This window comes from Clostridium luticellarii, assembly GCF_002995845.1.
In the GTDB taxonomy this organism is placed as follows: domain Bacteria; phylum Bacillota; class Clostridia; order Clostridiales; family Clostridiaceae; genus Clostridium_B; species Clostridium_B luticellarii.
In genome coordinates, this window is sequence record NZ_PVXP01000013.1 from 16,856 (window position 1) to 32,189 (window position 15,334).

General features: G+C 38.9%; 15 protein-coding genes. 2 read left to right on the plus strand and 13 right to left on the minus strand.

Translation table 11 applies throughout. The features are described 5' to 3' along the window. Window positions 1-9: 9 nt before the first annotated feature. Window positions 10-1,155, minus strand: a complete 1,146-nt coding sequence (locus CLLU_RS06515; protein WP_106008791.1) for a TolC family protein — start codon at window positions 1,153-1,155, stop codon at window positions 10-12. A 258-nt stretch (window positions 1,156-1,413) separates the two neighbouring features. Between CLLU_RS06515 and CLLU_RS06520 the strand changes: the two genes are divergently transcribed. After that, window positions 1,414-2,970 carry a cell wall-binding repeat-containing protein gene (locus CLLU_RS06520; RefSeq protein WP_106008793.1) on the plus strand — a complete coding sequence of 519 codons (1,557 nt, stop codon included), beginning with the start codon at window positions 1,414-1,416 and terminating at the stop codon, window positions 2,968-2,970. Window positions 2,971-3,060: 90 nt separating this feature from the next. On the opposite strand, the gene CLLU_RS19100 is transcribed toward CLLU_RS06520, so the two are convergent. The 3 genes from CLLU_RS19100 to CLLU_RS06535 all read right to left on the minus strand — a co-directional run bounded on the left by CLLU_RS19100 (window position 3,061) and on the right by CLLU_RS06535 (window position 4,895). Beyond that, complete coding sequence (locus CLLU_RS19100; protein WP_242977504.1) at window positions 3,061-3,597, minus strand: DUF4351 domain-containing protein; 537 nt, start codon at window positions 3,595-3,597, stop codon at window positions 3,061-3,063. Further along, window positions 3,512-4,009, minus strand: a complete 498-nt coding sequence (locus tag CLLU_RS06530) for a hypothetical protein (RefSeq protein ID WP_106008794.1) — start codon at window positions 4,007-4,009, stop codon at window positions 3,512-3,514. The genes CLLU_RS19100 and CLLU_RS06530 overlap by 86 nt, the downstream gene beginning before the upstream one ends. A gap of 184 nt (window positions 4,010-4,193) precedes the next feature. Beyond that, a complete protein-coding gene (locus tag CLLU_RS06535) occupies window positions 4,194-4,895 on the minus strand; it encodes a metallophosphoesterase family protein (RefSeq protein WP_106008795.1) in 702 nt (233 codons plus the stop codon). Between the two features lie 143 nt (window positions 4,896-5,038). On the opposite strand from CLLU_RS06535, the gene CLLU_RS06540 reads away from it, so the two are divergent. Further along, the gene (locus CLLU_RS06540; RefSeq protein ID WP_106008797.1) at window positions 5,039-5,995 is read left to right on the plus strand and encodes a helix-turn-helix transcriptional regulator; all 957 of its coding nucleotides are present in this window, start codon (window positions 5,039-5,041) and stop codon (window positions 5,993-5,995) included. A 44-nt stretch (window positions 5,996-6,039) separates the two neighbouring features. Here the strand turns inward: CLLU_RS06540 and CLLU_RS06545 are convergent, their stop codons facing one another. The 9 genes from CLLU_RS06545 to CLLU_RS06585 form a co-directional block, all read right to left on the minus strand. Beyond that, window positions 6,040-7,095, minus strand: a complete 1,056-nt coding sequence (locus CLLU_RS06545) for a glycoside hydrolase family 130 protein (protein WP_106008799.1) — start codon at window positions 7,093-7,095, stop codon at window positions 6,040-6,042. Window positions 7,096-7,097: 2 nt separating this feature from the next. Then, window positions 7,098-8,033 carry a DUF1861 family protein gene (locus tag CLLU_RS06550; RefSeq protein WP_106008800.1) on the minus strand — a complete coding sequence of 312 codons (936 nt, stop codon included), beginning with the start codon at window positions 8,031-8,033 and terminating at the stop codon, window positions 7,098-7,100. A 96-nt stretch (window positions 8,034-8,129) separates the two neighbouring features. Continuing rightward, on the minus strand, window positions 8,130-8,801 hold the full coding sequence (locus tag CLLU_RS06555) for an MgtC/SapB family protein (RefSeq protein ID WP_106008802.1): 672 nt from the start codon (window positions 8,799-8,801) through the stop codon (window positions 8,130-8,132). A gap of 107 nt (window positions 8,802-8,908) precedes the next feature. Then, complete coding sequence (hsp18, locus tag CLLU_RS06560) at window positions 8,909-9,352, minus strand: heat shock protein Hsp18 (RefSeq protein ID WP_106008804.1); 444 nt, start codon at window positions 9,350-9,352, stop codon at window positions 8,909-8,911. Window positions 9,353-9,623: 271 nt separating this feature from the next. After that, window positions 9,624-10,463 (minus strand): dimethylarginine dimethylaminohydrolase family protein, encoded by an 840-nt coding sequence (locus CLLU_RS06565; RefSeq protein WP_170065742.1) that lies wholly within the window; start codon window positions 10,461-10,463, stop codon window positions 9,624-9,626. Between the two features lie 131 nt (window positions 10,464-10,594). Beyond that, window positions 10,595-11,509 carry an ABC transporter permease gene (locus tag CLLU_RS06570; protein WP_106008807.1) on the minus strand — a complete coding sequence of 305 codons (915 nt, stop codon included), beginning with the start codon at window positions 11,507-11,509 and terminating at the stop codon, window positions 10,595-10,597. Further along, window positions 11,506-12,582, minus strand: a complete 1,077-nt coding sequence (locus tag CLLU_RS06575) for an ABC transporter permease (protein ID WP_242977505.1) — start codon at window positions 12,580-12,582, stop codon at window positions 11,506-11,508. Before CLLU_RS06575 ends, CLLU_RS06570 begins: the two co-directional genes overlap by 4 nt. After that, on the minus strand, window positions 12,575-14,092 hold the full coding sequence (locus CLLU_RS06580; protein WP_106008808.1) for an ABC transporter ATP-binding protein: 1,518 nt from the start codon (window positions 14,090-14,092) through the stop codon (window positions 12,575-12,577). The genes CLLU_RS06575 and CLLU_RS06580 overlap by 8 nt, the downstream gene beginning before the upstream one ends. Before the next feature lie 89 nt (window positions 14,093-14,181). Then, window positions 14,182-15,297 carry a BMP family ABC transporter substrate-binding protein gene (locus CLLU_RS06585; RefSeq protein WP_170065740.1) on the minus strand — a complete coding sequence of 372 codons (1,116 nt, stop codon included), beginning with the start codon at window positions 15,295-15,297 and terminating at the stop codon, window positions 14,182-14,184. Window positions 15,298-15,334 lie beyond the last annotated feature (37 nt).

Below are 15,334 nucleotides of genomic sequence, written 5' to 3' on the forward strand. Positions count from 1 at the left end.
CCTGATAATTTAATTCACACTAGTGTTCAATTTTGACGTGTCATACCCAATGCCGCAGGCCAGGTTCAATTTAAGCTGTGCCATCCATATATCCCTTTGAAAGGACTTCAAGTCATTTTGGGAAGACTTCAAATCATCCGCCTGGGCATCGAAATCTATTTTACTCATCACACCTGCATTATATTTCACCCGTGCCACATCATAATTCCTCTGTGCGAGGGCAAGAGCATCTTTTTTGGAATCGAGCATCTTGGTCTTGTTCTTCAAATCATTATAAAGACTGTTTATTTCAACAGGTATATCTACCTTTAAAATATCAAGTGCGTCACCTGCCTGATCCACATTATACTGTCCAATTTGATTCATGGTATCATATTTAGATGGGAATATTCCCTTTATAACATCATATTCAAATTTTTTGAGATTTATATTTTCCTGTGCATTTAAAATTTCCGCCCTGTTTTTCAGTGCATCATTTACATAATCATCATAGCTTCTTATATAAGGTGATTCTGTAATCTTATCTCTAAGCAGCACATCGTATTTAGTATATATGTCCTTATTTAAAATCTGATTCATTTTCATAACTGCAAGGTCGTACTGCCTCTGAGTCTTATTGAGATTTGCATTCTCGCTGTAGTAATCAACCTCCGCCTGCTTTACATCCGCAGGAGAAGCCATTCCCAAATTTGATTTCAGCTGTACTGCATCGTACTGCTCTTTGGCATTTTGAAATTTTTGATTTTCAAGATCAAGAGCATCCTTTGCATCCATAAGGGCCGTATATTGGGTATAGGCGGATAATTTCACCTGACTTTCAGCAACTTTACCTATATTGGAGTATTTATAAATGGAAAACTGGGCTTCTTTCGAAGGATTGCTTATACCCTGCATAAGTGTAAGTCTGGTATAGCTATCCAGGTTATCTCCTCCTTCATCCAGCTGATCTGCATAATTAACAGCATTTTTTACAGCCTGATCATAGGAGTTTTGAGCCTGTCGCACTGAAATATCGGCACTTTTTACTTCGTAGGAATCTTTCACCGCAGCATCAATGGAAGCATCAATATCCAGAGTACTCCCCTGGGCAAAAGCCGAAGTGCTTGTACCAAATGCAATTAGCACTGCTGCAGTAAATATTTTTAATTTATTCATATTCTCCTCCTTTCACACATTAATGTATTGAATTATTCAAAATACATCACATTTTTTTCCAGAATGTCCAATAATACTTCCTTAAAATTAGATAATATTCTATTAATGAACTAATTTTATCATAACTATATATACATTTCCATAGTTATAATTACAATTTTACACAACATGCAGCGTAAATTCCATCTTTCTCTTATATAGTTTTTACCACATTTGTGCTAAAATTTAGGTATATACTTGTAAGGGGGAATATATGCAATGAAAAAAACATTCGGACTAGCTGTGGGTTTAGCTGTGCTGCTCTGCACTTCAGCCCCGGCTTACGCCAAAACTACATACAACATAACAAGGCTTGCCGGTACTGACAGATACGAAACATCCGTGAAAATTGCAGACAGTTTTCAAAGCGGAAGCCTGCAGAATATAATACTCGCCAGCGGAAAAGATTTTCCAGATGCTCTGGGCGGCAGTGTTCTGTCCAAAAAATACAATGCACCCATACTTTTATTGAATTCCACTGTAGATGAAAATTCAGATGCCTTGAATTATATAAAAAGTCATCTGAGTACTTCTGGAAATATCTACGTACTGGGCGGGACTTCATCGGTGAGCGATGACATTCTGGATCATATAACACAGATGGGATACAAGAATATCACGAGATTGGGAGGGGCCAACAGGTTCGACACCAACAAATATATAATCAGTTCTCTGAATGTAAAAACCGGAACTCCAATAGTTCTGGCCAATGGATGGGGTTTTGCGGATGCCTTGAGCATATCCAGCATAGCTGCTTCGAAGGGATATCCAATATTCATGGTGAATACGGACAATCTGCCTGACGAGACAAAGAACCTCATTTCAACCATAAAACCATCCAAGGTATATGTAATCGGAGGACAAGCTTCTGTATCTCAGGACGCCATAGACGAGTTAAAAACTCAGCTGTCATACTTGAAGGATGAAGATATAACAAGACTGGGAGGCCAGACAAGATATGACACTTCCATGAGCATATGTGAAAATTTCGATTTTAATTCCAGTACAGCAGTACTTGCAAATGGTGAAAATTTTCCTGATGCACTTTCCGGGAGCGCTCTGGCTTCCAAATTAAATGCGCCTATAATTCTAACTGATGGAAATGACCTGTCAAATCAGAAGACATATATAGACAAGGAAAATTACAGGAATGTATATCTTCTGGGAGGACTCGGCTCCATAGATCTGCCTGTTGAGTACCTGTTAAAGGCTCCTTCGGCAGTGCCGCAGACTGAGAAGGACTATGTAAACAGCCTGAAAAGTTACTGTGAATCCTATGAAAATGAAACTTCCAATACTGCAGATGAATTAAATGAAACTTATACCGATGCCACCAGCACAATGTCAGAACTTAATTCCGCCAGCAGTATTGAGGAAATACGCCAGTATCTCGATCAGATGATTCAGGTACTAACAAGCGGCAGTTCCTCTCTCACGACCTACAAAAGCAATTTGACAGTACTCAGAGATGATGTGTCCAAGTTATCTGTGCCTGATGGACTGGAAGTTTTAAATAAACAGTATCTAGACAGTATAAATAAACAAATCGATTCTGTCAATCAGTCCATAGATTATACGAACAGCTGCATAGAGATACTGAATTCCATAGAAGAGGGGATAGATGCCCAGGATCAGGATAAAATAGAAACGGAGTCCCAGAAATTACAGGACTTAAGTCAGGAAATGAACAGCATTACAGATGTTCAAGACAGCAGCGACATATATAACCTATATATAAGGCTCACAACTGCCATGGACAACTTGAATCAGCAGTAAACAAGAAGGCCATACCTGGATTTATGTTAAAATCCAGGTATGGCCTATCCTTTACTATTAATCTTAACTATTCACTCTAAACTGAATCTGCTAAAAATATTTCTCCAAATCCTCTATCTTCTCCATGTCAAATATATCCGTTGCAATAGCTTCAATCTTGTCATTTGAAAGAGTTTTTATTTTATCATCATAAATTTTGGGCAATCCATTGAATTTTTTTCTTAACTGTTTAGCAAGAAGCTCTGCCTTCTCTTCTCTGCCTTCTTCTCTGCCTTCTTCTTTTCCCTCCTGCTTAAGCTTTTTATCAATTTCAAATTTCTTCAGCATATCCATCAAAAATATCCTGTTGTCTTCATTCAATTCTATTTTACCCATATTCTTATACACCTCCATTACTCTATTGGGATTCACTTTTGCCAATACATCCATTATCACTGCATATAATGGGCTTTTTATATTTTTTATGTATTCTGCCATCCAATTCTCCATCAGATTTTTATCCTGCTGCTGGGTTTGAAGCAGTTTTAGATATTTTGCTTCATCATCCTTCAGTCTTTTCGATACTATAAGCTGTGTCTCTATGTCTGTATTCTTTATATAATATATACCATATATAATATATACCATTGTCTGCAGTCTCCACTACAGCACCCTGTTTGTTTTTTAGATAATCCATCAGTTTTTGGGGATATTTGCTTGAAGTCATCGTAATTGTAATTTCATCTATATCCACACCGTTGGTTTCCTCTGACAGTGACTTATATAAATAAGCATATGCCTTCACCTTGTAATAGTCATCTATTGAGATATAATCCGTGGGCGACTTGTATTCCAGTATATTATATTTCCTGAATATTCTGCCTATAGCCCTGTTTATCTGTATGTCTTTAAGTTTCTTTATAACAAGTACATCTATTCTCAACGGCTCATCCGTCAATTGATATTCTGTTATAAATTCCAGATCATCTTTGTATTCTTTTAACTCCAGCTGTACTGCAGCCGCAAATGCCGGATGCCATTTTATTTTATCATCTGCCAATCTTATCAATCCGCCTTAATTTTATTATATTATATAACTGAAACTTTTTTCTGGAACTTATGAATTTACTCACGAAATGATATGTTAATATTATTATACCATACTGCATTTATTTATCATCACTCATTTTACCCAATAGATAGTTGGTTTTCGGCGTATGCCGAAAACCTTCATTATTTTGAATTTAAACATATTCTTTTCCAGTTCTTATGTTGTCAATGCAGGCTTTTATTATGCCTTTCTTCTCCATGGCAGATATGGTTTTTTCATAATCATAGGTGAATTCCACCAGTTCTGCATATACATTTCCATCTCTTACATCCATAATTACATAAGTGCCGTTGGGCCTTCCTATTTTAGGCTTTCCGATACTGCCGTCATTTATAAGTATTTTGGATCCATAATTATTTTCATAGGGGATATGAGTATGGGCACATACCAGTACATCTCCTGTAAAAGACTCCATCACCTCCCGGGCCTCTCTGGAACCTTCCTTCAGATATTCATTTATGGATCTGGTGCTGCCGTGCACAAAACAGATTTTTTTGTGGCTGAACTCAAGGCTTATTTTTTCAGGAAGTGCTTTCAAATAACTTTTGTTTTCCTCTTTAAGTTCATCTGCAGCCCAGGGCATGGAAAATTTATTGATCTTATTATCTCTTATATAGTTGAACTTTTTTTCCAGTACCGCCGCATCGTAGTTTCCCAGTATATTCAATATGTGTTTTTCTTTTATAAATTCTACAACTTCATTGGGATATGGTCCATAGCCCACCAAATCTCCAAGACATACTACTGTATCCACTTTTCTTTTTTCTATATTTGAGAAAGCCTCTTTAAGTGCTTCCAGATTTCCATGTATATCAGAAATAACTGCTATTCTCATATTATCCTCCTCCTTTTTTACATTCTATTTTATCACAGCCGCTATATCCAGTAAAATATCATAAATATTTCTACAAATGAATTTGTGTTTTTGAAAAATATGTATTAGAATTACTAATATAAGCAGATGAGGAGGGTATATTTATGATGGAAAACAGCGCCCTGACTCCACAGGAAGTAGCAGAAATGCTCAAAATAGCTAAGAATACAGTATATGAATTGATAAAAAGAGGAGAGTTAAAGGGATACAAGGTAGGCAAAAAAATCCGGGTTGATATAAAGGATGTAGAGGAATACAAGAACAGGGGAAAGAATATGGGCACCCATCAGGATGCTTTACTTGAAAACCGTGATTTTTCGTCTTCTGATATTTTTTACCCGGGAAATACCAGAGAAGACGATTTCGTGATCTGCGGTCAGGATATGCTTCTGGATATACTGTCCCGTTACATAGAGCTGTACTATCCGGAAATAAGGACATTTCGTTCATATGTGGGAAGTTATAAAGGATTACTGGGACTTTACATGGGAAAGGTGCAGGTGGCTACCGCTCATTTATGGGATGGAGACTCCGGTAAATACAATATACCTTTTGTAAGAAGGCTGATTCCCGGCATTCCAACAGTTATAATCCATCTGGCCTGCAGGATGGAAGGCTTTTATGTTGCAAAGGGGAATCCTAAAAACATTCACAGCTGGGAGGATTTCAAGAGACCGGATATAAACCTTATAAACAGGGAAAAGGGATGCGGCGTCAGGATTTTACTGGATGAGCATTTGAGACTGCTCAACATAAACGGCAAAAACATACCGGGTTATGGCAGAGAGTGTCTTTCTCATCTTGCCGTAGCCAGCACCGTGGCCAGAGGAGGTGCGGATGTGGGAATTGGAAATGAAAAAACCAGCCTGCAGGTCAAGAACATAGATTTCATACCCATGCAGAAGGAGAGATATGAGCTGGTAATAAAAAAAGAGGATCTGGATAATCCTCCTTTTAAATCAATAATTAAAATACTGCAGTCAGACAATTTCAAGCAGGAGCTTTCAGGCATAGGAGGCTATGATCTCTCAGAGACAGGAAACATCATAGCGGAACTTTAGGCAATTTACAATGCACAGTTGTCAATGCAACTCACAGCAGGCAGTCATACCAGAGTATTTAGAATATCTTCTACTTTTGCAGTTGCAAGTCCAATGGAATTGTCTGATATTCCATAGTATATATATAATTGATTTTGTTTTTCTACAGCACCACAGGGGAAAACCACATTTGAAAAAAATCCTTCTGTTTCGTAATTTTCCTGAGGCTTGAGAATAGGTTTTTCACTGCGGGCAATTATTTTTGAAGGACAGCTGCTGTCAAGCAGAAGTGCCCCCATACTGTAATGCTCCTGATCATCCACTCCGTGATACAATTCCAGCCAGCCACTGCCTGTTTTTATAGGAGGTATTCCAGCTCCTATCTTTTTAGAATCCCAGAAATTTTTTCTGGTACCTGCAAGTACCTGGTGGTTTCCCCAGTGAATGAGATCTTCGGATTCAGATATCCATATTACAGGATCGCCTGTACTTTTTGACACAGGCCTGTTAAGTGCAAAGTACCTGCCATTTATTTTTTCAGGGAAGATCACCACATCCTTGTTTTCCGTGCCAAAAATATTTCCGAGTCTTTTATAACTTCTAAAATCAGTGGTTACGGACAATGCAGTGACAATGCCGTATTGTGACACCGCACTGCAGGTTATATAGTAGCTGTCCTCTATCTTGGTTATTCTCGGATCCTCCACACCAAAGCTTTCATATTTATTTTTAGGAAATATAAAAGGTCTGTCCTCTATTTTGAAATTCACTCCGTCTTTGCTCCTGGCAAGCCTTATATGTGACATGGAGGTGAGATAGGCAAAATCATGAGAGCTTTCTCTCTTCCTTATCACCCTGGAATCACTGAAATCATAGGTCATGTCCCCTTTATCTATGTCAAGAGCTTTTAAAAGTCCGCTTTCACCATCTACAACAGGAATTTTGATATGTCCATCACCACTGTCTTTAAATCTCTCTGCAACTCTGACGGCAAGTACTGTTTCACCTTCATACTCCGCTGCTCCAGGATTGAACACCCCTATAACTTCAAAATTCTTATTGGAGGGTTCTGCATCCCTGCAGGTTATAATCGGATTGAATTCATACCTCTTTATATCCATGCTTACACTTCCTCTTTGTCTTTGATATGATCATAAAAAGGATTATCTATTTCAATGGTCTGAGCCTCAATATCACTTATTCCTGCATATAAAGTGGCTTTTTTGCCTTCAAATGTAAGCCCGCCGCTGAACACAACATCATACAGACTTTCGTCCTTGCTTGGCCCAGGCAGAAAATCCTCTCTGGCCGCAATTATCTTCACATCCTTATATGTCATGGAATTTATGTCCAGTACAAAAGTCATGGAATAATAATGTTTCATTCCATTTTCATCCATTTTGGCTATATGACCCAGCAGGCCTATATTATTTTCATCAATGGGATATATGCTGTTTATTCCTCCCCATTCATCATCATGTAAAAAGTCATTTAGAATAGGTGCATCTTCTATAACTCCCATACTCAAATCATTCAATCTTTTTATTTTGGTAAAACCTATTTTTCCCTTTCCTCCCTTGGCTCCCTGCGGCCGGGTCAGTACACCTATACTCCCGTCCTTAAGCTCGGCTATACGCAAATCCTTCATGCCGTCAGGTCCTACAAAGAAAAGCTTGAGGTGAAAAATATCTCTTCCTTTATACATTATAGTTCTCCATATAAGGTTATAGGGATTATTTATGCTGTTGAACACTTCCACCCCGCCTACCACTATTTCGCTGCCTATTCTTGTAAAAAAAGGATCCTCCAGCTCCATGATAGGTGATTCCACTATATGACACCAGGCACCTTTGTATTTTTCAAAGAACAGCACCATGGAATCTCTTCCCATCTTTGATTCAACTCTGCCGGCTATTACGGTTATTCCCTTATTTGTAAAGGGAGCCGTTATATTATATACATCCTTGTTGAATATTCCTATAAAATTTACTCTTTTGGCTGTTTTTCTCATTTTTATTATTCTGTGTTTTTTCAGCAATTCATCACAATTAATAATCATAAACCCTGCACCTTCTTTATTTAACTGGCGTACAACCGACAACACCAAGTTTTTAATAATATTATCACTATGTGTACTTACTATTATACTATTATATTATTCTACATCTACATTTTTTACATAAGGTATTTTTAAAATATTTACTACAATTTTTTTTATTTCATTTTTATTTCTGGTATACACCCTGAAGGTGAGTCTTGTCTCAAAATTCTTGTCGTCTTTGTTATGGTGCCTGTTCACACGGATATCCGATATTTTCACTTTTGAATTTTTTAGAATATCCAGCACAGGGTTGATTCCCTCTTCTGAAAGATCCATCCTGCCGATAGAATAGGAAGCGGTCTTATGAAATTTATTGAATATTTCCAGACCTACAAGTATCAGCGCAGTGGCACTCATACCGGGAATATACATACCGGCACCAATTGCTATGCCTATTCCTGCAGTGGCCCACAATCCGGCAGCAGTAGTCAAGCCTCTCACAAATTGATGCTCTACTATTATAGTTCCAGCTCCCAGAAATCCGATTCCGCTCACCACCTGGGCAGCTACCCTGCTTGGATCCAGTGATATGGCATTTGTATAGAGCTGATCTGAAAACCCATATTTTGATACCAGCATAATAAGTGCACTGCCCACCGCTACTACAAAATGGGTTCTGAGCCCTGCCTCCTTGAAGTGACTTCTTCTTTCAAAACCTATTAAAGCTCCAAGTACTCCTGAGAGTACCAATCTAATTATCATTTCCCACTGGCTTACAAAATACATAAATTACCCCCTCTTGTATATATTAGCATATTCTATAGTATTCAATTATAACATAAAACGCAGCACTGTAAAGTCAATTACAGTGCCGCGTTTTTGTATGGGCTGTATTAGTTGATGTCTATTTTCCTGCCTCTATTCCTGCCTTTTTCAGATTTAGCAAGTTCTATTTTCAAAACTCCGTCTTTAAAGGAAGCATCGATTTTCTGGTCATCTACATTGTCTATATAAAAACTTCTTTTGAATTCTCCATAGTTTCTCTCACGCCTTACAAAATCCTCTTTTTTATCTTCTCTGGAGTTCTCCCTCTTGGCCGATATAGTCAGATAGTTATTTTTGAAACTCAAATTTATATCATCTTTATTTACTCCAGGAAGATCTGCCTCAACTAGATAAGAATCATCATTTTCCTTAAGATCAACTTTAAAGTCCCTGCCAAAAACATTCATTCCAACCGGTGAAAAGTCATTATTGAAAAAGGACTTCATGAATTTTTCAAATTCGTCGCCTCTGCTCATGGAATTATCTTTTCTAAATGGAATCATATCAAACATAATACATAACCTCCTCGTATTGGTAATCTTTATTACAGTTATTATAGTACAGTAAAAGTCAAAGAAAGTCAAAGTCTAATAAATATAGCTTTTTAACTTAACCAGCCGTCAAAAACAGCACTGGTCATATAATTTAGTATGAGCAGTATATAAAAAAATAAACTGTGCTTGTTATGTATTTATAGTAATTAACTGAAAAAATCAAAAAAATTTTTTATTTGATACAAAAAAACAGCCTTTTTAACGGCTGTTTTCCATAATCAAATCGTATTTACTTCCTTTTCAGCGGGAAAGTCATGCAGTGTATTCCGCCTCCATGTTTAAACATCTCACTTATATGGGGCTCTATTACTTCAATTCCATAGGATCTCAAAGCACTGTTGACTTTTCTATTATCCCGAAAGGATACCACTTTTTCGTTTCCCAGCGCCTGAAGATTGCAGTGGCATCTAAGCAGATTGTCTCTGTCCACTTCTATGAGTTTGAAATTTCTGTCCTTCAATATGTCCAAAAACTCGCCCGGAAGAACCTCACTGCATATTACAGCAAGTTTTTCCGCAACTATATTAAAGCACATATCCAGGTGAAGACATTTTTCGGGCGACTTAACCCCTATGACTTCATAACCATACCTTGCTATCTGCTGTTTTATCTCCTCGACACCCAATTCATCAGTGCGCTCCAGTATACCTATGGCTATGGTGCTGTCATCCAGCATCCAGAAGTCGCCGCCTTCAAAATGTCCTCTGCTGCACCTTGCCACACAGGGAATGCCGAGTTCCTCCATTTTCTTCCGGTAGGCTTGTGTTTCAGACTTTCTGGGTTCTATTCTAAAGTTTCCAAGTATATAGCCTTCTCTTATGCTGGCACCAAAATCCCTGGCAAATACCTGATCATGGAGATCATGATCAGGTTTCATCAAAACCACCTCCACACCATTTGATCTGTATGCATCTACAAGTTCTTCATGTTCCTTCATGCAGAGAGCACCATTTATTCTGATCCCATTATCTTCACCATATGTATGCTTTTTTAAATATGCATAGGTAGGCGGACACATAAGCACTTTTTTCAAAGATGCAGTTGAATTTCTCACAAAACATTCACTCATTTTCGTATTCATCCATTTTATCCTCCCTTATGATCATAGAGTCTTCTATACTTTATATTGCCCATTTCTTCTTTCAAAGTACTAGGATGTAACTGGAAATTTATAATATTTTGTAAAAAAATGGGATGGGGTCAGTCCCTACCCAAAGATTGCGGCATGGCAGAACGCCTTGTTTTGGTCTCTTTGGTGGTAATAATGAGAACCACAAAAGTAAAAATATAGGGGAGCATTTGAAGTATGTGTACTGGTACAGTGAAGCCGAAAGCCTGCAGATGCAGGCCAAGGGAACTTATGATTCCGAAAATATATGCCCCTGCCATGGCACGAACTGGATTCCACATGGCAAATATAACAAGAGCTATGGCAATCCAGCCTCTGCCTGCCGTCATATTTTCACTCCAGGAGGGTGAGTATGCAAGTGATATATATGCTCCTGCGGCTCCTGACAGCATGCCGCCCAAAACCACACATACGTACCTCACCAGTGAAACATTTATACCCGCCGTACTTGCAGAAAAGGGATTTTCACCTACAGTCCTGATTATAAGTCCCGCTTTGGTCCTGTATAATACAAACCACATTACAAAGACCAGTATAAAACTCAAATACACCAGAACATCATTTTTAAAAAAGACTGCCCCTATTACAGGTATTTTATTTAAAAGCGGTATGCTCACTGCCTTAAATGAGTCAACCGGCAGCACACCTATGTAGGATTTTCCCAGATATGCACTAAATCCCGTCCCAAATATGGCAAGTGCCACACCGCTTGCCACCTGATTTGCCTTCAATTTTACTGTAAGCAGCCCATGAAAAAATGCCAGAACTGCACCGGCACCACAGCCTGCCGCAAATCCAATCCACCTGTTTCCAGTATTGATACTGACTGAAAATCCCGCTACGGCTCCTACAAGCATCATGCCCTCCACCCCTAAATTTATAACTCCTGATTTCTCGGACAAAAGCTCTCCAAGACAGGCATATAGCAGCGGAGTACCTGCAATAATTCCCGCAGCAAGCATGGAAATCATAAATGTACTCATTATGTTCTCTCCTTTCTCACCAATTTATACTGGAGCAATATTTCACTGCCCAGCACAAAAAGCAGTATGGCACCCTGGAACATCAAAACCGTGCTCAGCGAAAAACCCGAGGTCTGCAGATTATATCCTCCTACAAAAAGTCCTCCCATAAAAAATGAAACAATCATTATTCCAAAGGGATTAAGCCTGGCTAAAAGTGCAATTATAACTGCTGTATAACCGTATCCGGGAGATATATCCTGCTGGAGCCTGTGAACAGCACCTGATATTTCTATCATCCCGGCTGCCCCGGCTATTCCGCCGCTTATAAACATTACTATCAATATGTTTTTTGCATAGTTCATCCCCGCATAAACTGCCGTATTCCTGCTGTTTCCGCTTACTTTTATCTCATAACCCCACCTGGAATATTTCAGGAAAAGAAACAGAAGCAGCCCAATTATCACTGCAGCAAACAGACCTATATTTATATCCGTATTTCCAAGACAGGGCAGTGCTGCATTCTGTGAAAAAGCTGCAGTCACCGGAAAATTTTTTCCTTTAGGATCTTTCCATGGTCCAAATACCAGATACTGAACCCATAAAATAGCTATATAATTCAAAAGCAGTGTGCTTATGGTTTCATTTATATTTAAGAAGGCCTTTGGAATTGCTGCAGCTAAAGCCCATATTCCTCCAGCTGCAAACCCACAGGCCAGCATAAGCAGCAGAAGCTCACCGGAAGGCAGTGAAGGAAATTCAAGCGCTGCCCAGGAGGCCCCGAAAGCTCCCATGAAAAACTGCCCTTCTCCGCCTATGTTCCAGAGATTCATACGAAAAGACAGTGAAACTCCGAGTGAAGTGAGCATAAGAGGTATGGATTTTGCCAGAGTTTCAGAAACTCCATATGCAGATCCAAAGGCTCCTGAAAATATCTGGTAGCACACATCTGCCGGATTGTTTCCAGTAACGGCAATTATGAAAGAAGAAAATATAATTCCGCCTGCCAGAGACAAAATGGAAACAATTATCTGTTTTTTCATGGAACAGGAATTTGTTTTTTCCAATTTCCACCCTGTAAAATCAAAACTAGCCACTGTAATTCTCCTTTCCGCCTTCGTACATCATCATACCTATGGACTCAGCAGTAACTTCCATGGGATTTACTATGTCCACTATAAGTCCCTGATGTAATACGGCAATCCTGTCTGAAAGCTGCAGCAAGTCGTCAATTTCTTCAGATATAAGAAGAAGCGCCCTGCCTTTATTTCTTTCCTCCAGCAAAAGTTTCTTCATATATTGTGAAGCTCCTATGTCAAGTCCTCTAAATGGATAGGAAAGAACAAGCACGACGGGATTCATCTCTATTTCCCTTGCCAGAAGAAGTTTCTGCATGTTGCCGCCCGACATTGTACCAGCCTGATCATATATGGAAGACACTTTAATATTAAATTTTTCAACTATGTCCTCTGTATCCTCACGTACTTTTTTCCAGTTCATAAAAATTCCCGGAGTACTGCGATAACTCTCAAGTACTGCATTTTCACAGAGGTTCATATTCCCCACAAGACCTGTAGTCATCCTGTCTTCCGGTACATAGCCTATTCCACGCTCTATACGTCTTTTCCTGTTTTCACCGGTACAGCTTGACCCCTTTAAAATTATATTACCTTCTTGGACGGGAATGAGTCCTGCAATGACTTCTGCCAGTTCTCTCTGCCCGTTGTTGTCAATTCCTGCAATACCAAGTATCTCTCCCTGATGTATACTGAAAGATATATCCTTCAGCTTCACAAAACCTTCTGAAGAACTGCAGCATACATTCTTTAATTCCAGGACCTTTTCCGGCTTTACCGCCGTTCTTTTAACCAAATTGCATATTTTATCCTTTCCCATCATCATTTCTGAAATTTTGCTTTCCTCCACAGATTTTGTGTCAAAGGTACCTATCGATCTGCCATTTTGCAGTATGGTAATTCTATCAGTATTTTTTATAACCTCCCGCATTTTATGGGATATTATTATAATTGATTTCCCTTCTCCAACCATCAGATGAAGTGTATTGTAAAAGGCCTCTATCTCGTTTTTCGCAAGCACTGCCGTAGGCTCATCCATTATAAGTATTTCTGCCCCCTGCATCAACACTTTTATAATTTCAACCTTCTGCATTTCCCCTACTGTAAGCTGCCGCACCCTGGCATCCGGCTCTACCTCAAGTCCATATTTTTGAGCACTTTCTACAATCTGATTGTCTATGTATTTTTTATTGTAAATCTGCTTTAAATTTTTAAGTCCAATCATTATATTTTCCGATACGGTAAATGCTTTTACCAGTTCAAAATGCTGGTGGACCATCCCTATACCACATGCTATGGCGTCTTTGGGTGAATTGAATTCCACAGTTTTCCCATTTATTTTTATCTCACCATAATCCGGCCTGTAAAGTCCCGACAGTATATTCATAAGGGTGCTCTTACCCGCTCCATTTTCGCCTAATAATGCATGAATTTCACCTTTATTTAGCGAAAAACAAATTTTATCGTTGGCAGGTACTCTGGAAAATTTCTTGGATATGTTTATCATTTCAACTACAGATAATTTTTTCATGTTACCCCTCTCCAACCTTTAAAATTTACATGCCGGCCTTTCTAAAAAGCCGGCAGCAGAGAATTATCTCTCAATATCAGTAATGTATTCTACTTGGAAATTGTTCCTTCAACACCCTTTACAAACCAGTTAAGTGAAAGCATCTGTTCATCTGTAAGCTTCTGACCCTGGGAAACCTTCAAATTTCCCGACTGATCATATATAGGTCCTGCAAACACATTCAGCCTGCCGCTTATAATATCATTTCTCTTTTTTGAAACCAGTGATTTCGCATCACTGTCCACCATATTCCCGTAAGGTCCTATATCAATTATTGAATCATCTTTAATGCCGCCCCAGTACTGCGACGATTTCCACGTACCGTCAGCTACGGATTTCACTATCTTTACATAATGTGGCCCCCAATTCCAGACTGCCCCTCCAAGCACTGCTTTTGGAGCTTTGGATCTCATGTCGGAGCTGAAGCCGATTGCATACACTCCCCTTTCCTGTGCAGTCTGGGGCACGGTTGTGGAATCCAGGTGCATTGCAAGTACATCCGCACCAGCATCTACAAGGCTGTTAGCTGCAGTTTTTTCAGTTGCAGGATCACTCCAGGAATTTGTATACACCACTTTAACCTTTACACCTGGATTTACAGATTGAGCTCCCAGAGTAAATGCGTCAATGTTTCTTATGACTTCAGGTATGGAAAATGGAGCCAAAAAACCTATTATATTGCTTTTTGTATACTTACCTGCAAGAATTCCCGAAAGATATCTCCCTTCATAATCACGTCCAAAATATGTACCCAGGTTATTTGAAGTTTTATATCCGCTGCAGTGCATAAAAACTACCTTGGGAAATTTTTTTGCCACATTTGCCATATAATCCATATATCCATAGGTTGTCCCAAATATAATCTTATTTCCTTTTTGGGCAAGCTGTGTAAATATCTTTTCAGAATCAGCAGTTTCAGGAACATTGTCCACATATGTCACTTCTACATTGGGCATATGACTTATCAAATACTTTCTCCCTTGATCCTGGGCAAAATTCCATCCTACATCGCTTATAGGACCTTCATAGACAAACGCAACTTTAATTTTTTCACCACTTGAAGCAGACTTTTTCTGTGTATTGCTTTGACACCCTGCCGCCAAAGTGGACATTATCAAAGCAGCACACAGCAAAATCAAGCCTCCCATTCTAAATTTTTTCAACATATCTTCCCCCTAAGTTACTAATATGGTGAACAAGAAT